This window comes from Pandoraea commovens (assembly GCF_024704525.1).
Classification (GTDB): Bacteria; Pseudomonadota; Gammaproteobacteria; order Burkholderiales; family Burkholderiaceae; genus Pandoraea; species Pandoraea commovens.
The window spans coordinates 4,220,079-4,243,113 of sequence record NZ_CP102780.1; the positions used below are offsets into that span (position 1 = coordinate 4,220,079).

The 23,035-nt window shown below is 62.2% G+C and carries 23 protein-coding genes; 10 read left to right on the forward strand and 13 right to left on the reverse strand.

Annotated features, from left to right (window positions below; translation table 11 throughout):
* Positions 1-834: 834 nt before the first annotated feature.
* From NTU39_RS18975 to NTU39_RS18995, 5 genes are all read right to left on the reverse strand, one after another.
* Positions 835-1,200 carry a cytochrome o ubiquinol oxidase subunit IV gene (locus NTU39_RS18975; RefSeq protein ID WP_150577091.1) on the reverse strand — a complete coding sequence of 122 codons (366 nt, stop codon included), beginning with the start codon at positions 1,198-1,200 and terminating at the stop codon, positions 835-837.
* Positions 1,200-1,826 carry a cytochrome o ubiquinol oxidase subunit III gene (locus NTU39_RS18980; protein ID WP_150577092.1) on the reverse strand — a complete coding sequence of 209 codons (627 nt, stop codon included), beginning with the start codon at positions 1,824-1,826 and terminating at the stop codon, positions 1,200-1,202. Before NTU39_RS18980 ends, NTU39_RS18975 begins: the two co-directional genes overlap by 1 nt.
* Before the next feature lie 2 nt (positions 1,827-1,828).
* Positions 1,829-3,808, reverse strand: a complete 1,980-nt coding sequence (gene cyoB, locus NTU39_RS18985; protein ID WP_150666134.1) for a cytochrome o ubiquinol oxidase subunit I — start codon at positions 3,806-3,808, stop codon at positions 1,829-1,831.
* Between the two features lie 15 nt (positions 3,809-3,823).
* Complete coding sequence (gene cyoA / locus NTU39_RS18990; protein WP_150666062.1) at positions 3,824-4,882, reverse strand: ubiquinol oxidase subunit II; 1,059 nt, start codon at positions 4,880-4,882, stop codon at positions 3,824-3,826.
* A 510-nt stretch (positions 4,883-5,392) separates the two neighbouring features.
* Positions 5,393-6,022 carry a LysE family translocator gene (locus tag NTU39_RS18995; RefSeq protein WP_257960107.1) on the reverse strand — a complete coding sequence of 210 codons (630 nt, stop codon included), beginning with the start codon at positions 6,020-6,022 and terminating at the stop codon, positions 5,393-5,395.
* 267 nt (positions 6,023-6,289) lie between these two features.
* On the opposite strand from NTU39_RS18995, the gene NTU39_RS19000 reads away from it, so the two are divergent.
* Both NTU39_RS19000 and NTU39_RS19005 read left to right on the forward strand, forming a co-directional pair.
* Entirely contained in the window at positions 6,290-6,754 is a 465-nt protein-coding gene (locus tag NTU39_RS19000; protein WP_039396907.1) for an Lrp/AsnC family transcriptional regulator, read from the forward strand.
* Between the two features lie 208 nt (positions 6,755-6,962).
* Complete coding sequence (locus tag NTU39_RS19005; protein ID WP_150666132.1) at positions 6,963-8,423, forward strand: sensor domain-containing diguanylate cyclase; 1,461 nt, start codon at positions 6,963-6,965, stop codon at positions 8,421-8,423.
* Here NTU39_RS19005 and NTU39_RS19010 read toward each other — a convergent pair.
* Both NTU39_RS19010 and NTU39_RS19015 read right to left on the reverse strand, forming a co-directional pair.
* Positions 8,351-9,472 carry a LysR family transcriptional regulator gene (locus NTU39_RS19010; RefSeq protein ID WP_257958297.1) on the reverse strand — a complete coding sequence of 374 codons (1,122 nt, stop codon included), beginning with the start codon at positions 9,470-9,472 and terminating at the stop codon, positions 8,351-8,353. The genes NTU39_RS19005 and NTU39_RS19010 overlap by 73 nt on opposite strands.
* Complete coding sequence (locus NTU39_RS19015) at positions 9,469-10,989, reverse strand: MFS transporter (protein ID WP_150666060.1); 1,521 nt, start codon at positions 10,987-10,989, stop codon at positions 9,469-9,471. The genes NTU39_RS19010 and NTU39_RS19015 overlap by 4 nt, the downstream gene beginning before the upstream one ends.
* A 140-nt stretch (positions 10,990-11,129) precedes the next feature.
* On the opposite strand from NTU39_RS19015, the gene NTU39_RS19020 reads away from it, so the two are divergent.
* Positions 11,130-11,729: a helix-turn-helix transcriptional regulator gene (locus NTU39_RS19020; protein ID WP_308340584.1), complete on the forward strand. Its 600-nt coding sequence runs from the start codon at positions 11,130-11,132 to the stop codon at positions 11,727-11,729.
* A 33-nt stretch (positions 11,730-11,762) separates the two neighbouring features.
* Here NTU39_RS19020 and NTU39_RS19025 read toward each other — a convergent pair whose 3' ends face one another.
* Positions 11,763-12,080, reverse strand: coding sequence for a YnfA family protein (locus tag NTU39_RS19025; protein ID WP_150666058.1), 318 nt, complete (start codon positions 12,078-12,080; stop codon positions 11,763-11,765).
* A gap of 114 nt (positions 12,081-12,194) precedes the next feature.
* Between NTU39_RS19025 and NTU39_RS19030 the strand changes: the two genes are divergently transcribed.
* Both NTU39_RS19030 and NTU39_RS19035 read left to right on the forward strand, forming a co-directional pair.
* Positions 12,195-12,410: a SlyX family protein gene (locus tag NTU39_RS19030; RefSeq protein ID WP_370855767.1), complete on the forward strand. Its 216-nt coding sequence runs from the start codon at positions 12,195-12,197 to the stop codon at positions 12,408-12,410.
* A 168-nt stretch (positions 12,411-12,578) separates the two neighbouring features.
* Positions 12,579-13,223, forward strand: a complete 645-nt coding sequence (locus tag NTU39_RS19035) for a DUF1439 domain-containing protein (RefSeq protein ID WP_257958299.1) — start codon at positions 12,579-12,581, stop codon at positions 13,221-13,223.
* Between the two features lie 91 nt (positions 13,224-13,314).
* Here NTU39_RS19035 and NTU39_RS19040 read toward each other — a convergent pair whose 3' ends face one another.
* The 3 genes from NTU39_RS19040 to NTU39_RS19050 all read right to left on the reverse strand — a co-directional run bounded on the left by NTU39_RS19040 (position 13,315) and on the right by NTU39_RS19050 (position 16,996).
* A complete protein-coding gene (locus tag NTU39_RS19040; protein ID WP_150666056.1) occupies positions 13,315-13,740 on the reverse strand; it encodes an organic hydroperoxide resistance protein in 426 nt (141 codons plus the stop codon).
* Positions 13,741-14,019: 279 nt separating this feature from the next.
* Positions 14,020-14,604 (reverse strand): TetR/AcrR family transcriptional regulator, encoded by a 585-nt coding sequence (locus tag NTU39_RS19045; protein WP_150577102.1) that lies wholly within the window; start codon positions 14,602-14,604, stop codon positions 14,020-14,022.
* A gap of 184 nt (positions 14,605-14,788) precedes the next feature.
* Positions 14,789-16,996, reverse strand: coding sequence for a TonB-dependent siderophore receptor (locus NTU39_RS19050; RefSeq protein ID WP_150666055.1), 2,208 nt, complete (start codon positions 16,994-16,996; stop codon positions 14,789-14,791).
* 314 nt (positions 16,997-17,310) lie between these two features.
* Here NTU39_RS19050 and NTU39_RS19055 point away from each other — a divergent pair, with 314 nt between their 5' ends.
* Both NTU39_RS19055 and NTU39_RS19060 read left to right on the forward strand, forming a co-directional pair.
* Positions 17,311-17,799 carry an Lrp/AsnC family transcriptional regulator gene (locus tag NTU39_RS19055; RefSeq protein ID WP_039396891.1) on the forward strand — a complete coding sequence of 163 codons (489 nt, stop codon included), beginning with the start codon at positions 17,311-17,313 and terminating at the stop codon, positions 17,797-17,799.
* Positions 17,792-18,751: a DMT family transporter gene (locus NTU39_RS19060; protein WP_257958300.1), complete on the forward strand. Its 960-nt coding sequence runs from the start codon at positions 17,792-17,794 to the stop codon at positions 18,749-18,751. The genes NTU39_RS19055 and NTU39_RS19060 overlap by 8 nt, the downstream gene beginning before the upstream one ends.
* Before the next feature lie 48 nt (positions 18,752-18,799).
* On the opposite strand, the gene NTU39_RS19065 is transcribed toward NTU39_RS19060, so the two are convergent.
* Entirely contained in the window at positions 18,800-19,558 is a 759-nt protein-coding gene (locus tag NTU39_RS19065) for an SDR family NAD(P)-dependent oxidoreductase (RefSeq protein WP_257958301.1), read from the reverse strand.
* 174 nt (positions 19,559-19,732) lie between these two features.
* Here NTU39_RS19065 and NTU39_RS19070 point away from each other — a divergent pair, with 174 nt between their 5' ends.
* Positions 19,733-20,629, forward strand: a complete 897-nt coding sequence (locus NTU39_RS19070) for a LysR family transcriptional regulator (protein ID WP_257958302.1) — start codon at positions 19,733-19,735, stop codon at positions 20,627-20,629.
* A 19-nt stretch (positions 20,630-20,648) separates the two neighbouring features.
* Here NTU39_RS19070 and NTU39_RS19075 read toward each other — a convergent pair whose 3' ends face one another.
* Complete coding sequence (locus NTU39_RS19075) at positions 20,649-21,302, reverse strand: TetR/AcrR family transcriptional regulator (RefSeq protein ID WP_257958303.1); 654 nt, start codon at positions 21,300-21,302, stop codon at positions 20,649-20,651.
* Positions 21,303-21,522: 220 nt separating this feature from the next.
* Here NTU39_RS19075 and NTU39_RS19080 point away from each other — a divergent pair, with 220 nt between their 5' ends.
* Both NTU39_RS19080 and NTU39_RS19085 read left to right on the forward strand, forming a co-directional pair.
* The gene (locus NTU39_RS19080; protein WP_150666050.1) at positions 21,523-21,951 is read left to right on the forward strand and encodes a VOC family protein; all 429 of its coding nucleotides are present in this window, start codon (positions 21,523-21,525) and stop codon (positions 21,949-21,951) included.
* 148 nt (positions 21,952-22,099) lie between these two features.
* Positions 22,100-23,029, forward strand: a complete 930-nt coding sequence (locus NTU39_RS19085) for an ABC transporter ATP-binding protein (protein ID WP_150666049.1) — start codon at positions 22,100-22,102, stop codon at positions 23,027-23,029.
* Positions 23,030-23,035: the final 6 nt, after the last annotated feature.

Consider the following 23,035-nt stretch of genomic DNA (forward strand, 5'->3'; position numbering starts at 1 on the left):
ACTCGGTTGATCAACTCTCCGAGCTTTCTTACGGTATGGGCGTCGGATTCGTTTGTCGCGTTCAAGTGCGAGGACCAATCTTTGGCCCACCCTCGCCCTCCCCCAAAATGTTGTAGGTAATATCAAAGGATGCCGAGTCGAGCGGAGGCGATTGATATGCCGATACTGAAGCAGCAGTGCTCCGCTGCACGGTGGCACTCAGGTCTGAGTGAAACGCAGGCGTCGAGCCCATCGGGGCGGACGCATTGCTCGGCGGTTGGCGATGAATTGTGGGTGGGATATCAGCATGCTTTATCGGGTCCATCGTGAATCTCCTGTTTCGGTGAAGGAGTCTTCATTTTGGCCTTCATGAGATACCGCACTTATCGTTACCAACCGCCACCTTTCCGTTTACGCCAGGCGCGAGTGCACGATGGGAAGTTGTCGGCACGTACTAGCGAGAGCACACCCCAAACAGGGCGGGGATAGTGTTTCAACGCAGGCCGATGCCCGGTGTAGGGGCAGGCGTCCCAATTCGAGAGCGTAGAGAGGATAGACGGCGATAACCGCACAGGAAATATGAGCGGTGATTGTCGGTGTCCTGACGGAGCGACTTTCAGGTGGAGCGGAGTCAGGATACCGGCAAGCGCCGCGGGTTCGGGGGTGGGTCAAGGGTGGAGGGGAAGGAATGGCGGGCGGTGTCGACGGACAGATAGCGTGTGGGCAAAAAGGGCAATTCGATTAGTCGAATTGCCCTTTTTGCGTACTACGGAAGCCAAAAATAGAAAAAGGCGGCTCGGTATAACCCGAAGCCGCCTTTAGCACTTACCGAAGACTACCGGCAAGTTCCGGGACTTACATCCCCGGCATCATCAGCGAGTTGGCGTTGTGCATGATCCACAGCGAGCCGACGAGCACGATGGCGACGATCAGCACGGTGAACAGGAACGCCATCACATTCCAGCGCTGTTCCGACGAGCGGTCCATGTGCAGGAAGTAGATCAGGTGGACGATGATCTGGATCAGCGCTGCGCCGAGAATCAGCGGGAGCACCGTTGAGGGGGGCATCGTGCCGTCCATCACCAGCTTGAACGGAATGACCGTCAGGATCACGGCGAGCACGAAGCCGATCAGGTACGACTTCACGCTACCGTGGCTACCACCGGCTGCGTTGTGGCCAGCTTCGTGGCCGTGCGATTGCACCGATTTGCTATTGCTCATTACATCGCTCCCATCAGGTACACGACCGTGAACACGCCGATCCAGACCACGTCCAAGAAGTGCCAGAACAGCGAGAGGCACTGCAGACGCGTCGTGTTGGTCGACGTCAGGCCCTTCTTGGCGATCTGGAACATCAGCACGGCCATCCACAGCAGGCCCGAGGCCACGTGCAGACCGTGGGTTGCCACCAGTGCGAAGAACGACGACAGGAAGCCGCTACGGTTCGGACCTGCGCCTTCGAGGATCAGGTGATGGAATTCATAGAGTTCCATCGCGATAAAGCCTGCGCCCAGCAGCCACGTGATGGCCAGCCAGCCCATCGTGGCGCCCTTCTTGCCGTTGTGCAGGCCGATCATGGCGAAGCCATACGTGATCGACGAGAACAGCAGGATGAACGTTTCGACCAGAACGAACTTCAGGTCGAACAGTTCCTTGCCCGTGGGGCCGCCCGCCGTCGAGTCACGCAGCACCGCGAAGGTGGCGAACAAGCTGGCGAACAGCACCAAGTCGGTCATCAGGTACACCCAGAAACCGAAGATCGTGTTGCCGCCGGTGTCGTGGTGCGCGTGGTCGTGCGCATGCGCATCGGCATGCGCGCCCGTGTGTTTGAGAACTTCGCTCGTCATGATTAAGCCTTTGCTGCTGCGGCCAGTGCCTGATGGTGAGCCGATTCAATGGCCACCACTTCCGGCGACTGCACGTAGTAGTCGATCGAATCGTTGTTGCTGCGGCAGATGAACGTCACGATCATGCCCACGAAGCCAACGATAGCCAGCCACCAGATGTGCCAGATGGCGGCGAAACCGAACACCAGCGAGAACGCACTGATGATGAAACCGGCGCCGGTGTTCTTCGGCATGTGAATCGGGGCGTAGCTCGTCTTCAGATCGCTCTTGATGCCGTGTTCCTTGCGGTAAGCCAGCTCGTCGATGTCATGCACGCGCGGCTCTTCGGCAAAGTTGTAGAACTGCGGCGGCGACGACGTCATCCACTCCAGCGTACGGCCATTCCAGGGGTCACCCGTGGTGTCGGCCAGCGCCTTGCGGTTCTTGATCGACACGACCAGTTGCAGTACCTGGAAGCCAATACCTGCGGCGATGAACAGTGCACCGATGAGGGCCGCGATCAGCCACGGCTGCCATGCCGGATTGTCGTAGTGGTTCAGACGACGGGTCATGCCCATCAGGCCGAGCACGTACAGCGGCATGAATGCGAGGTAGAAGCCGATCAGCCAGCACCAGAAGCTTGCCTTGCCCAGACGCTCGTCGAGCTTGAAGCCAAAGGCCTTCGGGAACCAGTAGTTCATACCGGCGATGTAACCGAACAGCACGCCACCGATGATCACGTTGTGGAAGTGAGCAATCAGGAACAGCGAGTTGTGCAGCACGAAGTCAGCGCCCGGCACAGCCAGCAGCACGCCCGTCATACCACCGATCACGAACGTGACGATGAAGCCCAGCGTCCACAGCACCGGCGTCGTCATTTGCACGCGACCACGGTACATCGTGAACAGCCAGTTGAAGATCTTCACGCCGGTCGGGATCGAGATGATCATCGTCGCGATACCGAAGAACGCGTTCACGCTTGCGCCCGAACCCATCGTGAAGAAGTGGTGCGCCCACACGAGGAACGACAGCACCATGATCGCGGCCGTGGCGTACACCATCGACTTGTAGCCGAACAGCTTCTTGCCCGAGAACGTCGAGATGATTTCCGAGAAGATACCGAACGCCGGCAAGATCAGGATGTACACCTCAGGGTGACCCCAGATCCAGATCAGGTTGATGTACATCATCGGATTGCCGCCCAACTCATTCGTGAAGAAATGGAAGTCGAGGTAGCGATCCAGCGAAAGCAGGCCCAGCGTCACGGTGAGGACCGGGAACGCAGCGCACACCAGCACCATCGTGCACAGGGACGTCCACGTGAAGATCGGCATCTTCATCAGGTTCATGCCCGGTGCGCGCATCTTCAGAATCGTGACGACGAAGTTCACACCCGTGAGCAACGTCCCCAGACCTGAAATCTGCAAGGCCCAGATGTAGTAATCCACCCCCACGCCCGGGCTGTACTGAATGCCCGAAAGCGGCGGGTAAGCCAGCCAGCCCGTACGTGCGAATTCACCCACGCCCAGCGACAGGTTCACCAGCACGGCGCCAGCGGCAAACAGCCAGAACGACAGCGTGTTCAGGAACGGGAACGCCACGTCGCGCGCGCCGATTTGCAGCGGCACCACGAGGTTCACGAGACCCGTCATGAAAGGCATCGCCACGAAGAAGATCATGATCACGCCGTGGGCGGTGAAGATCTGGTCGTAGTGATCCGGCGGGAGAATGCCGGGCGAGTTGTGCGCGAGCGCCAACTGGGTACGCATCATCATGGCGTCGGCAAAGCCGCGCAACAGCATGACGAGCGCGACGAGCACGTACATCACGCCGATCTTCTTGTGATCGACGGACGTGACCCACTCGCTCCAAAGGTACTTCCACTTACCGAAGTAGGTGAGCAGGGCAAAAATGCCCAACCCGCCCAGCACCATCATGCCGACCGCGCCGACGATGATCGGCTCGTGGTACGGGATGGCTTCGAGAGTCAGTTTGCCAAACAGTGCTGACATTGTTGATTACTCCTTATGCGCGTGCGCAGCCGGACCGGCAGCGTGCATCGCGTGCGCGCCGGCGTCCATGGCCATGGTCATCGACTGGCCTTGCACGTTGGCTGCAGCGGCCGGAGCCATTGCGGCGTCGGTGCCCGCGCCCTTCATTTCCATCTTCATGTCCATGCCCTTCATTTCCATGGCACCGTGATTTTCATGGCCTTCATGCTGCGCAGCCATGCCCGATGCCATCGGGGCGTGCACGATCGACTGGAACATCTTTGCGTCGACCGAGCTGTAGTACGTGACCGGCGTGTTCTCGCTCATCGGCACCAGCGAGGCGTAGGCGTCGCGGTCGAGCACCTTCTTCGACTCGCGCACCTTCGTGACCCATTGCTGGAAGTCGCCGTCCGTCATCGCCAGCGTCTTGAAACGCATGCCCGAGAAGCCGCCGCCGCTGTAGTTCGCCGAAATCCCGTCGTACGTGCCGACGTGGTTGGCGATCAGGTGCAGCTTCGTTTCCATACCGGCCATCGAGTAGACCTGGCTACCCAATTGCGGAATGAAGAACGAGTTCATGATCGATTCCGAGGTGATCTTGAAATTCACCGGGACATCGACAGGAACGGCCAGTTCGTTGATCGACGCAATGCCCTGTTCCGGGTAGATGAACAGCCACTTGTAGTTCAACGCCACCACTTCGACCGTAATCGGCTTCACGTCGCTTTCCAGCGGCTTGTACGGATCGAGTTCGTGGGTGGAGACCCAGGTGATGCGCGCGAGGATCGCAATGATGATGATCGGCACGAGCCAGACCACGACCTCAATGGCCGTCGAGTGCGACCAATTCGGCTCATAGCGTGCCGTCTTGTTGGTTGCGCGGTACTTCCACGCGAACCACAGCGTCATCAGAATGACCGGAATGACCACGATCAGCATCAGCCAGGTGGCCGTGAGGATCAGGTTCTTGTTCTCAATTCCGATCTGCCCCTTAGGGTCGAGCAGCGTCATGTCGCAGCCTGCCAAAAGCAGCGGCGAGCACAAGGCGAGCAGCCTAAACAATCGCGGGTTTCTGTGTTTCTTCATGTCACACGACAGGGTTGAGTTGGCCAGCGAACGGCGCAACACGGGCTTACCGGCCTGATGCAGGGTCGCAGGAGGTTGGCAAGGGTTAGGTGGGACGGGAGCAGTCGTCTCGCCGGTATTGCACCGGTCGAACTACGACGACTGTGTCATCGAAAAGACGTGAACCGGGGCGGATTGCCGCCCGCAGACCTCAAGTCACTGTCCGACTTCTTGTCTTTTACTTCCATCACGGTGCGGCATTATGCCGAAGTTTAATTAGGCCGGACATCGCACACCCGCCTGCGCGACAATGTGTCGCGCGGCCCTCACGCGTACGCGCGCGACGATTTCCGAGCAGATCGGCACCTTTTTGACGGTAAACGCTGTGCAATGCAGCAATGCGGGAAGGTTCTGGGAATTCAATGGGTGCGACGTTGTGTCGCACCACAATTTGCGGTGTCGCAGCGAAATGCACTCATTTGGTGCAGCCGCTGGAAGGTGATGTAGGGGAGATGTATTGTGCCCGGCTTTTCAGTCGAGCGACAGACGTACGGCGAATGCCATGAGCGCCGCCCCGAACGACCAGCGTTGTACTTTTTGCGCAAACGGCCGGGTGCGCAGCCAGTTCGCGATGCGTGCCGCACCGAACGAGAGTGCGACGTCGAACATCGCCCCGACGATCAGCAGCAACACGCCGAGTTGGAGCACTTGCGTCCACACCGGGCCTGCTTCGGGGCGGACGAACTGCGGCAGGAGTACCGAACAGAACAGCAGCGCCTTCGGGTTGAGCACGCTCGACAGCACGCCACGGCGAAACGCATGGGAGAGCGGCGGCGCGGCATCGTCTGCGGCGGCCACGGCCTGCACCCCGAAAGCTGGCGAGCGCCAGATCTGAATAGCCACCCATGCCAGGTAGATAGCGCCAACAATGCGCACCGCCTCGAACAGCCAGGGCGCTGCGCGCAGCAGCGCCGCTACGCCACAGGCCGAGAGCGTCACGTGAGCGGCACGCGCCAGCGCGAGACCGGCGGCCGTGGCCAGTCCGTGTCGCGTGCCGCGCGTCATGCTCGTTTGCATCACCACCGCCATGTCGGGGCCGGGCAGCGCGTAGACGACAACCAGCGCGCCAATGAATACGGTGAGCAACTGCGGCGAGACCATGCTTTTCCCCAATGAATGAAAGCGGACGAAAATGAGCTCCATGATCTCGCCATTTCATGAGCGATATATGGCGTTTTCCACCCACTACAACTTCATTTATTGGTGCATTGCTCCACCATTTGTTCATCATCGACAAAAAACACCAACCTCGCTTTTATCCCCCTACCAATCGGCTTAAGCCAAACGGACGAGGGAAACACTTTCCCCTCCTTCCATATCGTGGTGGAATGCCATCTTTGCAGCAGATTTTGTAGCGGGATACCCACAATGAACGAACTCGACGCGATCGATCGGGCGATTCTCGCCATCGTCCAACGCGATGGCCGCATTTCCAACGCCCGCCTTGCCGAGCGTGTATCGCTTTCGGAAACGCCGTGCGCACGACGCCTCAAGCGTCTCGAAGCCGAGGGCTACATCACCGGCTACCGCGCCGAACTCTCGCACCGCGCGCTGGGCCTCGGCGTGACCGCTTTCGTCCACGTGCGCTTCGCGGTGCACGATCGTGCCCTGTCCGAACAGTTCGAGCGGGAAGTGCAGGCCATCGACCGTATCGTCTCGTGCCACAACATCTCCGGCAGCGCCGACTATCTGCTCGGCGTGGTCGCCACCGACCTCGACGATTACGGCAGTTTCACCCGCGATGTGTTGCGCGCCCTGCCCGGCGTGTCGTCCATCGAGTCGATGCTTTCCCTGCGCGAAGTCAAACGCGATACCGGTGCGCCGCTGCTGTAATTCGACGCAACGCGAAATCGCACGAAGTCAGGACAGCTTGCAAATCGTTTGAACGTAAAATGGCGGGCTAAAACAGACATAACAGATCAGGTGCCAAATGCCGGACGCCATGCCCGCCTTACCCTCAGCTAATTCGCCTAACGCGACATCCGCCACCGCCGGGACAGCTGTGACCAACGCGGCGGCCAGCGTCACCGACGACGCCCTGATGTTCGACCTCGCGCCCGTCTCTCTGTGGCTCGAAGACTTCAGCGGTGTGAAGCGATTGTTCGACGAATGGCGTGCACAGGGCGTGGTCGATCTGCGCGCACACTTCAAAGCCGATCCGGCGCACGTCTCGCAGTGCTCCCAACGCATTCGCGTCATCAAGGTCAATCGTCGGACCCTGACGATGTTCAACGCGCCCACGCTCGATGAACTCGTCGCCAACCTGTCGCGTGTGTTCCGCGACGACATGCTCAAGACGCACATCGAAGAGCTTTGCCAGTTGTGGGACGGCGACACCCAATTCACGAGCAAGACGGTCAACTACACGCTCGATGGCCGTCGCCTGGATGTATTGCTGAACGGCGCCGTCCTGCCCGGTCATGAAGCCACGCTCGACCGCGTGCTGATCTCGCTGGAGAACGTGACCGAACTGGAGCATGCCCGCGAGCGCGTCACCATGGGCGAGCAATACGCCCGGGGACTGTTCGAGTATTCGCCGGTCTCGCTGTGGGTCGAAGATTTCAGCGCGATCAAATTACTCCTCGACGACGCACGCGCACGCGGCATCACCGACTTCCGCACGTTCACCGACGTGCACCCGGAGTTCGTCGAGCGCTGCATGCAGGAAATCGATGTGCTCGACGTGAACCGTCATACGCTGGCGATGTTCGTCGCGCCCGACAAGGCTACCCTGCTCGGCCGTCTGCCCGACGTGTTCCGCGACGACATGCGTCATAACTTCCGCGAGCAGCTGATCGACCTGTGGGAGAACAAGCTCTTTCAGCAGCGCGAAGTCGTGAACTACGCGCTCGACGGCAACGAGATCAACGTCCATCTGCAATTCGCCGTGCTGCCCGGTCACGAATCGCGCTGGGATCTCGTGCTCGTTGCGCTCACCGACATCACCGCGCGCAAGAAGGCTGAGTCGTATCTGGAATTCCTCGGCAAGCACGACGTGCTCACCAAGCTGCGCAACCGCTCGTTCTATGTGGACGAACTCAATCGGCTCGAACGCAAGGGCCCGTATCCGGTGACGGTGGTGGTCGCCGACCTGAACGGCCTGAAAGCGGTGAACGATCAGTTGGGTCACGCCGCTGGCGACGCGCTGCTGCGTCGCGCGGGTGAAGTGCTGGGTAAGGCGGTCGCAGCGCCGCAGATCGCAGCCCGCATTGGTGGCGACGAATTCGCGCTGCTGCTGCCGTCGACCGACGCGACAGGCGGTGCCGCCATGATCGAGAGCATTCGTCAGCTCGTGGAACTGAACAACTCGTTCTACCCTGGCACGCCGCTATCGTTCTCGATGGGGATGGCGACGTGCGAAGCTGGCGAACGGCTCGAAGCCGCGATCCAGCGCGCCGATCTGCTGATGTACGAAGAGAAGCGCAATCACTACGCGGGCAGCGTCAACGAGCGTCGCGTGCTGGACGGTGCCCCCTCGGGCAAGACCGGCAGAGGTACATAACCTTTCGCGTCGGCCTTCGGGCCGACCGTTCCGGCATCTCCTGTCACGTCGCTGGCAGCCGTCTGCGCATGACCTAACGGCTCGCAGATCAACGCCAGCCAATCAACGAACGCGCGCACACGCGGCGACACGCGTTTTTGCGCCGGATACGCCGCCGACAGCCGCAACGCAGGTGGCGGACACTTCGGCAGCACCGGCACCAGCCGCCCCGACGCCAGATACGGTGCGGCCGCCAGCAGCGTCGGCTGAATCAGTCCCAACCCTTCCAGCCCTGCCGCGAGATAGGCCGCTTCGTCGCCGACGTGCAACTGTCCGCGCGTGCGCACGCACGTCGCCTTGCCGCCGACCGTCAACGTGAGATCGCCACAGCGCGTCGGCAACATGAAGCCCTGCCCGCCCTCGCCGGAAGATCCCGACGATCCCGGCGATGGCGCGGCAAGCGAAGCCAACGACTCCGCCGGTGCAGACAGCCATTTGACCGACGTGTGCGTCGCCAGTCCGTCGAGATCCTCCGGCGTGCCGTGCAGGTCGAGATAGCGACGGCTTGCGCACGTCACGCGCGGCAGGTCGCCCAGATGTCGCGCGACCAGCCGCGAGTCCGGCAACTCCCCCAACACAACGCCGCAATCCACCCCGTCACCCCGCCAGTCCCCGTGTGCTGGCGTCGCGTCGAGCGCAATCTCCAGCCCCGGATAACGCGCCTGAAACTCAGCGAGCGACGGCATGACCACCTCACGGGCGATGACTGGCGGCAGCACGACGGCGAGGCGTCCGCGCAACTGCGCCTGCGCGCCGAACAGTCCCGACTCGACTTCTTCGACGTCCGCGAGAATCGACGAGCATCGCTCGTAATACGCCGCACCTTCCATCGTGAGCGCCACTCGCCGGGTGGAGCGCGTGAAAAGCGCCACGCCGAACCAGCGTTCGAGATGCTGCACCTGTGTCGTTGCCGTCGCGCGCGGAATATCGAGCGACGCCGCCGCCTTCGTGAAGCTGCCGACTTCGGCCACGCGTACGAAGGTACGCATGGCAGTGATTCGATCGATCATGATGCCTCCTGCCCTTCTCGTTGGTTTTGTTCGTTTTGTCCGTTCTGTCCGCTAACGGATGCGGCTGTCCTGCCGCGCCGGATGATGACGGCAGCGCCCGCCGGTGCGAGGGCGAATACCGCAAACAACCAGATCGAGGCGCGCTGGATTTCGGGCAGTCCGCCGTCGGCAAGACCCGCGGAGTTCGCGACGAGTCCCGCGAGCGCAGAGCCGAGCGCCATCGAATACAACTGCACCGTGGTGATCGAGGCCGACGCCAGCCCCGCTTCGCCCGGACGCGCCGCCGTCATCACCCGCGTGAGCAAATGCGGCCAGCCGATGCCGACGCCGATCCCCACCCCGAACAACGCGATGCAGAGCGTAGTGATCCCTGCGGCGCTGTCAAAGAGCGATGCCTGCGGCAGCAACCACGCGAGCGCGAACATCCCCAGGGCGACGATGACCGGGCCGAGGCGAACGCGCCGCTCGGCGGCGTCGCCCTGGCGACTGGCGCTCGTCATCGAACCGACCGACCAGCCTGCCGCCATCAGCGCAGCAAGATAGCCCGCAGCGAACGGCGTCTGTGCGTGAATCGTCTGAAGGAAATAGGGGATGTAGATCTCGCTCGTCATGGCCAGACCGAGCAGGCTCATCGTGGCGTAGAGTCCGCCCAGACGCGTGCGCAACGAGTACGCGCCCGTGGGCATCAGTCGCGGCAACGCATGGCGCGCGCTGCGCTCTCGCTGAGCTAGCCACCACGCGAGCGCGAGGCCGAACACCATCCACCCGGCAGCCACGACGTGCGAATTCACGACCGCGCCGAGCGAAATCGCCACCGCCGACGCACACAGCAGCACGACCTTGAACCACGGCACGGCGTGCGCGCCGTCGTTGTCACCGTGGCTTTGCGAGGTCCCGTCTGCGGCCTTCACGGCACGTCCGGCCGGGACCTGCGCGCGGATGATGAGCCCCAGTCCCACCACAATGGGCAGCAAGGACCAGAAGGCCCAGCGCCAGTGACCGAACTGCGCGAAGACGCCGCCGACGGCCGGACCGCAAAGCGTTGCGACGCCCCACATCCCCGAGACCAACCCCATCGCCCGCGACCACAACGGCGGCGCGAAAACAATGCGGATCAAGGCGTAGCTCAATGCAAGCAGAATGCCGCCGCCGAAACCTTGCAGTGTGCGTCCCGCCAGCATCCACGGCATGCTCGGCGCAGCTGCGCACACGATCGTGCCCGCACTGAAGCCGACGAGCGCCGCGATATAGGCGACGCGAGGCCCGAGCGTGGAGAGCATCTGGGCCGCGAAGACCGAGCCGAGGATCGACGCCACGACGAACAGCGTCGTGTTCCACGAATACAGATCCAGTCCGCCGATTTCTTTGACGATGGACGGCAACACCGTCGTCGCCACATACACGTTGGTCGCATGCAACGCGACCCCGCCCGCGAGCGCCAGCGACCGCCAGCCGTTGTTGCCACTCAACAAATCGCGCCAGCCCGGCGCCGTGGAATTCGTCGTGCTCGTTGTCATGGATGGACAGTCACCTCTCGGGCGACTAATATGCAAGAAAGTTCTTGGATATTACATGCCTCACGATGAATTACCCAAATAACCACTTGGATAATAGGGCAGCACCGCTCGTGGTCCCGGTTGCCGGGCACGAGCGCGTTTTGCATTGGTTGAAGACGCAAGGCCCGGCGTCGACAGCGGAAGTCGCCTCGGGGTTGGGGATCACGGCGGAAGCGGCGCGTCAGCAGGTGCAGAAGCTGGTGGCGGACGGTCTGCTTGTTGGCGAGACGATGCCCTCGCGGGGTGCGGGACGTCCCCGTCAGGCATGGACGCTCACCGAAGCCGGTCACAGCCGCTTTCCCGACGCCCACTCCACGCTCACGATCCAACTGATCGGCTCGATTCGTCAGTTGTTCGGCGAGGACGGACTCGACCGGCTGATCACGCAACGCGCTGCGGAGACGCGCACGAGCTACAAAAAGGCCATCGACCCGCTCCCCGGCCTACCGGCGCGTATGGAAAAGCTTGCGGAGATTCGCTCAGCGGAAGGCTACATGGCGCGCGTGGAGCGCGATGGCGACGACTGGCTGCTGATCGAGGATCACTGCCCGATCTGCGCGGCGGCCAAGACCTGTCAGGGTTTTTGTCGCACGGAACTGGAACTGTTCCAGGAGTTGATCGGTGAACGCGGCACCGTGTCGCGCGAGACGCACATCCTCGCGGGCGGACAACGCTGCACCTATCGGGTGAAGACGGCCTGAACGGCCGTCTTTGCTATTGCTGCGGGTACAACGTCAGCGCGGCTGAAACGCAATCAGACTCATGCCTGCCAGCGCCACGACGACACCCGCGACGTCCCATGACGTCGGACGTACACCGTCGACAAGCCACAACCACACAATGGCGACACTGATGTACACGCCGCCATACGCGGCGTAGACGCGTCCGGCGGCCGCCGGATGCAACGTGAGCAACCACGCGAACAGCGCAAGCGCCGCAGCGCCTGGCACCAGCAGCCACGCGCTGCGATCCTGTTTGAGCCACAACCAGGGCAAGTAGCAGCCGACGATTTCCGCCACCGCCGTGACGACATAAAGCAGAAAGGTTTTCATGTTGCGATTATGCCCGGCACGTTCGTGAAACGTCTCGCCACACACGTCCCACGTTGCAGCGCGGACGTGTGGATCGTTCAATGGCCTACAATGCCGCGTTCACCGGAGAAGCTCATGGAATCGTTGGAAGCCCGCGTCGTCGAACTCGAAGTCAAGGCAGCGTTTCAGGAAGACCTGCTGGAGACGCTCAACGAGATCGTGACGCGTCAGGAGCAGCAAATCGACCTGCTGCAAAAGCAGCTCAAGGCGCTTTATCAGCAGATGCAGTCCCAAGGTCAGAGTGGCGGCGGCGACGGTAATCCGCGTCACGAAATCCCGCCGCACTATTGAGACGCGCCTCGTTGCGGCAACGTTTGTGGCTGCCCCGCAACGGGAAATGTGGAATCGTGTTTCCAACGTCGATTGCGCAGATCAACGCGGCATTCAGAACGATTCCACGTCATGCGGGTCACACGACCATCGACGATTCAAGCACGCCCGCTTGCCGGGCCCAGTGACATGACTTCGCAACGCTCACGCCGCACCCAAACGATCGCGCACACACTGCGTCTCGACGACACATCTTCCCTGTCGCGCCGCGACACCCTGCGTCTCGCCATCGGCGGGTTGCTCGGTCTGACGCTCACGCCGTTCATGCGCCCAGCCGATGCCGCCTACAACATCTGGACCGGCGAATACACGATGACGCGCAAGGACATCGAGGCCGCCGTCGACAAACGTTTTCCGACGACGCTGAACTACGGTCAGTTGCTCGCCGTCGAGCTGACGCATCCGCAAATCGGCTTCAACCCGCAGGCCAACCGCATCAACACGCAAGTCGATGCGCAGGTGCAGAACGTGCTGCTGCAAGGTCAGCCACTCAAAGGCGTACTCGCGATCTCCAGTGCGCTGAAGTACGACCCGGTCAGACGCGCGGTGCTGCTCGACAACCCGAGCGTCGAGCGCGTCGACGTGAACGGTATGCCGCCCGCCTACGGTCAGCAACTCACGGCCATCGGCGGCAACGTCGCGCAGCAGGTCCTCAATCAATACCCGATTTACACGTTCAAGCCGGAGCAGTTGAAGTACGGCGGACGCGACGTCGAGCCGGGGGCGATCACCGTGCTGCCGGACGGCATCAAGGTCGAAGTGAAGACGAAGTAACGCGGCGCCGCACAGGATTGCAGGCGGCAGAAAGCGAAAGAGCAGCCCGAGGGCTGCTCTTTTCACATCCGACGTACGTGGACGGAGACGATTAAACGATCGTCAGCGTCACGTCGATGTTGCCGCGTGTGGCATTCGAGTACGGGCACACGATGTGTGCCTTTTGCACGAGGCCTTCGACGACGGCGCGGTCGACGCCCGGCACGCTGATCTTCAGTTCGGCCTGAATGCCAAAGCCGGTCGGGATCTGACCGATACCGACGCTACCGTCGATCTTCGTGTCAGCGGGCAGCGCCACCTTTTCCTTGCCCGCGACGAACTTCAGCGCGCCCAGGAAGCAAGCCGAGTAACCAGCGGCGAACAGTTGCTCCGGGTTCGTGCCGCCAACGCCGGGGCCACCCATTTCCTTGGGCACGACCAGCTTGACGTCGAGCACACCGTCCGACGACGTGGCGCGGCCATCACGGCCTCCGGTGGCGGTGGCATGGGCGGTGTACAGCACTTTTTCGATCGACATGACGAACTCCTGGTAAGTAGAAAAATTTCACTTCCAAACTTCGACCTTCCTGACCCGACACAGCACAACGCGGTGCCTTGCAGCCAAGCGGTCATCTTAATGCACCCACGGGACACCTTCTGTGAACGTCGCAGCAACCTCACCGCTTCGCTCGTCCCGTTTCTCGCACCTCATTATATCTATCTATCACTAGATAGATAATCAAACCCAAATAAGCGGGAGATGTCTCCCGTCTTGATCCTGCTGCACCGCAGTAGTTTGCGGCGCGTTTTCAGCCTTTCAGGCCACGCCACATACCGACGCGACCACATCCTCCAGCCTGGACGGCGCCCGAAACAACCGCGACGCCATCACACTGCCCTGAAACCCGGCGAACAGCGCGCGGGCCGTTGCTTCTGGCGAGGACGTCAACGTCAGTGAGCCCGCTTGCGTGCCCTGTGTCAGCACCCGCGCCAGCCATGCTTCGTGAAACGCGAAGAACCGCTGCACCGCTTCGCGTACCGTCTCCGGCAGCGTTTCGATGTCTGCCGCCAGCATGCCGCACAGGCAAATCCGGTGGCCGTCTTCGATGATTCGTCCAAAACCCTTCGCATACAACGCCAGCTTTTCCGGTGCGGGCAGCGTCTCGTCGATCGCCGCCAGTCCTTCGCTGATGAAACCGTCGTACGCCTTGATCGCTTCGAGCACCAGATCTTCCTTGGCCGGAAAGTAGTAGTGAATGCTCGACGTCTTCACCCCGACACGCTCCGCCAGATCGCGGTAGCTAAAGCCGTTGTAGCCCCGCGTCATCAGAAACGTCTGCGCATGATCGAGCAGTTGTTCCCGGACGGTCGGTGCAGCAGGCGATGTCGTTGTGCGGTTCATGTGACGAACTTTATCTACTAGTAGATAGACAGTCAAGCGCTTTCTTCGGGGACATCGGTTGATTGTTTCGATGACGGCGATAGCCCTACGCCAACGAGCATCTGCCGCCCAATGAAAAACAGCGACCCGCAGGCCGCTGATTTTCGTCACATGAAGTTCGTCACATCAAGACACTCAGCGTCGATCAGAAATCGATCTTGGCATTCAGGCTGACCATGCGCGGGTCGGCGGGCTTGATGTAGTTGTCGTACTGGTACTCCCAGTACTTGCGGTTGGTGAGGTTGCTTACGGCCGCGCGCAGCGTCACGTCCTTACCGGCGACGCGGGTGCGGTACGTCGCGCCGATGTTAATCAGCGTGTAGCCGGAGACCGTCAGCGAATTCTGCGGGTTGAGCGTCGTGCGGCCGTTGTAGCGGATATCGCCGCCGACCGACAGGCCCGGCACGTACGGCACCTTGTATTCGACGTTGCCCGAGAGCACGAAGCGCGGTGCGCCACCGACACGGTTGCCATCGAAGCCACCGGCCGTGCGTGCGTACCAGGCGTCGAGGGCCATGGCGCTGGCACCCAGCGTCCACTGCGGGCCGAGCTTCACGGAGCCAGCGAGTTCGATCCCCTGATAGATCGACTGACCGTCGGCCACACGGGCGTTCGCGCTGTTCGTGTACACGGCGCCACGTTCGATGCGGAACAGCGCCGCCGTGGTACTCCACGTCGCCTGCTCCGTCTTCACGCCGACTTCGTACTGACGGCTCTTGAACGGGTTGAGCACCGCGCCCGCGTTGGCGTAGGTCGAACCGACCACTTCACCCGCTTCGAGCGCTTCCACATAGCTGGCGTAGGCCGTGGTGTTCTGCGTGAGCTTGTACATCGCGGCGAGGGTCGGCGTGAAGACGCCGTTGGTCGAGTACGTCGACGCGCCCTGCGCATTCGTCTGGTCGTAGTTCGTGAAGCGGCCACCGGCCAGCACCGAAAAGCGATCCGTGATCTGCACGGTATCCGACGCGAAGACGGACTTCTGCTCGATGGCGCTGGAGCGTTGCGCCTGAAGCGGCGTGCCATTGCCGTAGAACTGATACGACGTGCCCTGATACAGGTTGCCCGTGTAGCTCGGGCTGTACGTGTAGGCGTAATCGTTCGTCTGATATTGCGAAGCGTAGCCGAACGTCAGTTGATGTGTCAGCGGGCCGGTGCGGACGCGGCCTTCGGCCGTCACCTGCCACGCGTGGAACGTGTTCACTTCGTCGCCGAGGTCGTTCATGCCGCTGAAGTTACCGGCACCGTTCAGGAGGTAGAGGGTGGCTTCGTTACGGTCGCGCGTCGACTTGTTGTAGGCGAAGTTGGCCGAGACCTTCCAGTCCGGATTGAGCTGGTATTGCAGGCCTGTCGTGTAGAACTGCGTGATCGTGTTCAGGTGCGTCGCCTGCGTTTGCAGGTTCGCGTTGGACACATTGATCGGCGCAGGCAACTGGTTGCCCGTGAAGTTGTACGTCGAGAGCGACGGCGACGTGCCCGTCGCGCGACGGTCCTGATACATCGCGCCGAAGTTCCACGTGAGATCGGGCGTGATGCGTGCGTCGAGGGCGACCGACACCGTGTCGCGGTTCAGATTGCCGTCGGTGTACGTGCGGCCTTCTTCGTGCGTGTAATTCAGACGCGCGCCGAACATGTCGTTCGGACCGGCGCGCCCGCCAAGGTCGACGTGCTCACGCCAGATGCCTTCCGACTGAAAACCGACGTCGATGCTCGCGATACGCTCATCCGTCGGCTTCTTCGTGACGTAGTTCACCACGCCGCCCGGCGCGACGAAACCGTACATGAAGCCGGACAGGCCTTTGAGCAACTCCACGCGGTCGAACTGTTCGTACGGCATGGTCACGCCGTAGGTCATGACCGGCATGCCGTCGAGCTTGAAGCCCGATTGCCAGTCGATGGGCATGCCGCGCACATAGATGTACCCGGCCCATGCGTCGAAGGCGTTGCTGCCGTCGGTCACTGAGGCGTCCGTGACGAAGACGTCGCCGAGCTTGGTCGCCTGACGCTTCTCAAGTTGCTCCTGACTCACGACCGTCGTGGAGAACGGCGTATCGAGCTGGCTGCGCGAGCCGAGCGCACCGGCCTGCACCGACTGCTTCAGGTTCTGCGGCGTTTCGCGCAACGTCGAGTCGGTCACCGTCGTCGCCTTGAGCGTGGCGGGCGCGGCCCCGGTATTCGTGGTGTCGGTAGCGTCGGTAGCCGACTGAGCGAACGCCGACGAAGCGGCAAACGTCAGCAATGTGGCGAGCGCGAGCGGTGCGACAGTACTACGGGGAGCCAGAGAAAGATGACGTGCAGCGAGGCGGCCATTCGCGCGCAAAACGCGGCTGACCCGGTGAGCCGGAGCGGAAGACATGCTTGAAATCCCGTGTGACTAAACAATATATTTTTAATGAGAATCGTTAACGTTCTCATTCACAGGTTCGGGATATTAACAAACCACCGCCCAGCGTCAACAAATGTTGTCGTCAGGCGGCAACGACAACACCGAAATACAACATTTCCGTTCCTTACCATGCCGGTCGCGTCCAAGATGGGCAACGCACGCATCGCGAGTCACGTGAGCCCCGGCAACGTCGACAAATAGGCTAATATCGCGGCACTGTCGCCTACCGAGCGGCTAATTGAACGGAACGCCGGCCCCCATCCGGGGCACGTGCGTAGAGTGGTATGGAACTCGACGCCATTGATTTGAAGATTCTGCGGGAGCTGCAAGCCGACGCCCGCCTCACCAACGTTGAACTCGCTTCGCGCGTGAACCTGTCGCCGTCGCCCTGTCTGGCGCGCGTCAAGGCGCTCGAAGCCGCGGGTTATATCCGGCAGCGTGTGACGCTGCTCGACCCGTCGCGCCTCGGGCTGCACATCAACGTCTTCATCCACGTCACGCTGGAAAACCAGAATCGTGACGGATTGGATGCCTTCGAAGCCGCCGTGACCGCGCTGCCGAACGTCATGGAGTGTTACCTGATGTCCGGCGACGCCGACTACCTCCTGCGCGTGATGGTCAGCGACATGGCCGCTTACGAGTCGCTGATTACCGACCGCATCTCCCGCATTCCGGGTATCCGCAACATTCGTTCGAGCTTCGCGCTCAAGCAAGTGATGTACACCACGGCCGTGCCAGTGCCCCAGCCGCCAGACGCCTCGGGCGATGCCTGAGGCCACTTCCGAGACTTCGTCCCCACCGACCGGCGCGCTGAGCGCCGCGCCGCAGGGTGGCGCCAGCCAGCAGATTGCACTGCACGTGGCGGCCATGCTCTTCGGCGCGTCCGCCCTGTTCGGCGAACACATCGCCGCGAGCAGCACGATGATCGTCTTCGGACGCGGACTGTTCTCGTGGCTCGCCCTCACCGTCATCGCGCTCGCCGGACTTGCCGGTATGCGTAGCGCCGCGCGTCTTTCCGGCGGTGCGCCGTGGCGCGGCCTGTCGATAGCATCCAGCGCCCGCCTCATCGTCGCGGGCGTGCTGCTGGCCGTGCACTGGCTGGCCTTCTTCCTCGCCATCAAAGCGGGCGGCGTGGCCGTCGGCACACTCGGTTTCGCCTGCTTCCCGGCGTTCGTGATTCTGCTGGAATGGCCACTGCGCCGTGAACGTCCCACGTTGGGGGACGCCGGGGTGATTGCGCTCGTTTGTATCGGTCTCGCGCTGGTGACGCCCGCGTTCGACTGGCAGGCCGGTGCGACGGTCGGCCTTGCGTGGGGTGTGCTGTCCGGCGCGATCTACGCCGTCATTGCCCTCTCGAACCGGGTGCTGGGCGCGCAGGCCTCGCCGTTGCAGGCAAGCTGGTGGCAATGCCTGGGCATTCTGATCGTGCTCGGGCCATTTGCATGGCGCGAGTCCCTGACACTTCCCGCCGCGCAATGGGGATGGCTCGCGTGTCTGGGCGTCGTCTGCACCGCGCTGGCTTACACCCTCTTCATTCACGCGCTGCGTACCGTCAAGGCGAGTCAGGCGGCGGTCGTGATTGCGCTCGAACCTGTCTACGCGATTGCGTTCGCGTGGGTGCTGTTCGGCACGTCACCCACACTCAAGATGGCGATTGGCGGCGTGTGCATCGTCGGTGCCGTCGCCTGGTCCGGTTCGATGCGCTCGCGCCGCCCGGCTCACTGAGCCGTCTGTCTTTCGTCTAAGCGACGTTGTTGTGCCGCTTCGCGCCCCTTAGAGCATCATCCCGCCCGACGCTTCGACGCGCTGCCCGTTGATCCAGCCCATTTCGTCGCCGAGCAGCGCCGCCACGACACCACCGATGTCGTCGGCTTCGCCCACACGTCCCAACGCAGTGGTGCCTGCGACCATCTGATGCACGGCCTCGTTGTCGCGCACGGTGCCGCCGTTGAAGTCGGTGGCGATGGCCCCCGGCGCAAGCGTGTTGGCACGAATGCCACGCGCGCCCAGCTCCTTCGCCAGATAGCGCGAGAACACTTCGATACCGCCCTTCATCATCGCGTATGCCGACGCGCCCGGGAACGTGAAGCGAGCAAGCCCGCTCGACACGTTGAGGATGCGACCGCCATCGGCCATCATCGGTAGCAACGTCTGCGTGAGGAAGAACGGGCCCTTCAGATGCAGCCGCACGAGGAAGTCGAACTCGTCTTCCGTCGTCTCGGTCACCGGCTTGTGCAAGCCCGTACCGGCGTTGTTCACGAGGAAGTCGAACGTGTCGCGCTTCCAGACCTCGTTCAGCACACGCTTGAGCTCTGCGGCGAAGGGCGCGAACTGCGAAGATTCCGAAACGTCGAGCGGCAAGGCCACGGCCTTCGCACCCAGTTTGACGATCTCGGCGACGACGGCGTCGGCCTCGGCGCGCTGACTGCGATAAGTGAGGATGACGTCGATGCCGTGTTGTGCTGCGGCGATGGCCGATGCACGGCCCAGACCACGGCTGCCACCGGTAATGAGAGCGATCTTGTGCGTCATGGTGATTCTCCTGAATGCTGAAGGGGATCCGGCGAGGCCGCCCGGCCACACCGCGTTGAACTGTTCAACATCCTATTGCAACGAATTTCACCAATAAACCGGACGAATTTGATTACACTGATCAAATTCAAATAACAATCGATCGTCCGTCGAGACGATTGGCCCCTCGCCCCCATGCATCAGCTCGACGCCATGCGCATCTTCGTGCGCGTTACCGAAACCGGCAGTTTCACGCAGGCCGCCGACAGTCTCGGCCTGCCGCGCGCGAGCGTCTCCAACGCCATCAAGCAACTCGAAACGAAGCTGGGCACGCGCCTGTTGCATCGAACCACGCGGCGCGTACAACTGACGCAGGACGGTCAGGCGTGTCTCGAACGATGCAAGGACTTGCTTGCCGACGTCGAAGAGTGGGAAACGATGTTCGTGGCGCGCGACGAAGCGCTCACCGGCCGTCTACGGGTCGATCTGCCCGCGACGCTCGCCCGCACGACCGTCATCCCGGCATTGCCCACGTTTCTCGCGCAGCATCCGGCGCTACGCGTGGAGTTGTCGAGCACCGACCGGCGAGTGGATCTGGTGCGCGAAGGGTTCGATTGCGTGCTGCGCGTGGGCGCGGTCGCCGACTCCACGCTCATCGCGCGGCCGTTGGGTCATATGCGTCAGATCAATGTGGCAAGTCCTGCATATCTCGAACGGCACGGCGTGCCGACGACGCTGGACGACCTGAGCCAGCACCGTCTGATCCATTACACGACCACACTGGGCACGCGTCCGGCGGGCTGGGAGTATTTCGACGGCGAACACTATGCGCAATGGCCTATGGAAGGCGTGCTGACGGTGAACAACGCCGATGCCTATCAGGCCGCCTGCGTCGCCGGACTCGGCTTCATACAAGCGCCCGAAGGCGGCGTGCGCGGCCTCATCGCCGAGGGCAAGTTGCAGGAGGTGATGCAGGAATTTCAGGCGGAACCGCTGGCCGTCTCGCTGCTGTATGCGAACCGGCGTCACCTGCCACGTCGTGCGCAAGCCTTCATGAACTGGCTTGCGGAGCTGCTGACGCCGCGTCTGTAGCGCGGCCCATTCAGGGGCGCTACAGCCCCTTCTCCACCATCGCGACGAGCCGCTGCCCGAGCGCGCCGACCTCATCGTCGGGCAAGTCCCGGAGCGGACCGTCGATGACGAGCACAGCGAGGCCATGCACCGCCGCCCAGGCCAGATACTCCGCGCCGGGCCGCTGCGCCGCGTCGATGACGCCCGCCGCCAGCATGCCGTCTAGCGCCGCGCCCAACAGCTCAAACGGATTCAGACCGCTCGCGCCCGCCTTCTCCGGCCCGCCCGCCGAGCGCACGTTCTCGGACGGCGCAAACGCCGTGCGAAACAACCCCGGCTGCCGACGCGCGAAATGCAGATAACCGATGCCCACCGCGCGAAGCACGGCGCGCGAGCGCGACACGCCGTCCGGCATCGATGCGGCGTCGATCATCGCCTGCTCATGTTCGATCCCCGTCGCCAGCTCGGCCAGTGCCGCCGCGCGCACCGCATCGAGCAAATCCTGACGATTGGCGAAATGCCGGTAAGCGGCATTGGGAACGACCCCGGCGCGACGCGTCGCTTCACGTAGGATCACCGCGTCCGGCCCGCCATCGCGCGCCAGCGCGATCCCCGCTTCCAGCAACGCCCGACGCAGGTCGCCGTGGCGGTAGGTCGCCCGCGCCGGCCCGGTCGTTGTTTCTTGTTCTGTCATTGCTACCCCTTGTGGACAGTGTCCATTATGTCTGCTATTGTTTGTGTACACTGTCCACAAAGGCAAGTTGCAGTGCGTCAGACGGCACCGGCTTCGTCACATTCGCGCATTAAATGCGAAGGGACTATGGTTGATGAGGTACCGAAGACGTTCGCCCAATGACACTTCCCCAACGGGGCGTCCCCACGCCCTTTATTACCGACACATCGAGGAGCGTTCCATGCAAGTTCATTCCTATCTGTTTTTCGAAGGTCGTTGTGAAGAAGCCATTGATTTCTACGAGAAGACGCTGGGCGCACGGCGCGGCATGCTGATGCGTTATGGCGAAAGTCCGGAAAAGTGCCCCGAAGGCATGCTGCCGCCGGGCAGCGACAACAAGATCATGCACGGCGAGTTCTTCATCGGCGAATCGATGGTGATGGCTTCGGACGGCATGGTGAGCGGCAAGCCAAAGTTCGACGGCTTCTCGCTGTCGGTCGATTTCACGGAAGTCGGCGCTGCCGAAAAGGCGTTCCACGCGCTGGCTGACGGCGGTTCGGTCAACATGCCGCTCGGCGAGACGTTCTTCGCGAAAACGTTCGGCATGGTCAAGGATCGTTTCGGCATGAACTGGATGGTGATCGTCCCCAAGGAAATGCCGAAGGGCTGATCCTTCGCCTATGCCGAATCTCCCGGCACGCAGACAGACACGCATCGATGCTCGTCGCCCGCCATTGGGCGGCGAGCATTTTTTTTTCCTCGGCTTTCCGCCGGTTCGTGTCCGACAAGTTCCTCACGCCTGTGCTATCGTCGCCGCCATGCCATCCGTGATCTCTATCCAGAATCTGTCGAAGACGTACGCGACAGGTTTCCAGGCGCTCAAGAACATCAACCTGGAAATCCAGCGCGGCGAGATCTTCGCCCTGCTCGGCCCGAACGGCGCCGGCAAAACGACCCTTATCAGCACCATCTGCGGCATCGTGCGTCCGACCTCGGGCACGGTGACGGTCGACGGTCACGACATCGTCACGGACTACCGTGCGGCGCGTGAAGCCATCGGCCTTGTCCCGCAGGAGCTGACCACCGACTCGTTCGAATCGGTGTGGGCCACCGTCTCCTTCTCGCGCGGCCTGTTCGGCAAGCCCGCGAATCCGGCGCACATCGAGAAGGTGTTGCGCTCGCTCTCGCTATGGGAGAAGAAGGACAGCCGCATCATGCAGCTCTCGGGCGGCATGAAACGACGCGTGCTGATCGCCAAGGCGCTCTCGCACGAGCCGCGTGTGCTGTTCCTCGACGAGCCGACTGCGGGGGTGGACGTCGAACTGCGCCGCGACATGTGGCGTCTCGTGCAGTCGCTGCGCGAGACCGGCGTGACCGTGATCCTGACCACGCACTACATCGAAGAGGCCGAGGAAATGGCCGACCGCGTGGGCATCATCACCGGCGGGCAGATTACGCTCGTGCAAGAGAAGACCGAACTGATGCGGCACATGGGCAGCAAGCAGCTCGCGTTGCAACTGACCGAGCCGGTCTCCGTCATTCCCGACGCGCTCGCCGCGTACGGCCTCACGCTCGGCAACAACGGCACCGAACTCGTGTTCACGTACGACGCCAATATCGAGCAGACGTCCATCGCCTCGCTGCTGCGCGACATGGAGCGCGCGGGCATATCGGTGAAGGATCTGCACACGACGCAAAGCTCGCTCGAAGACATCTTCGTCTCGCTCGTGCACAGGAAAGAAGGATGAGCCGCG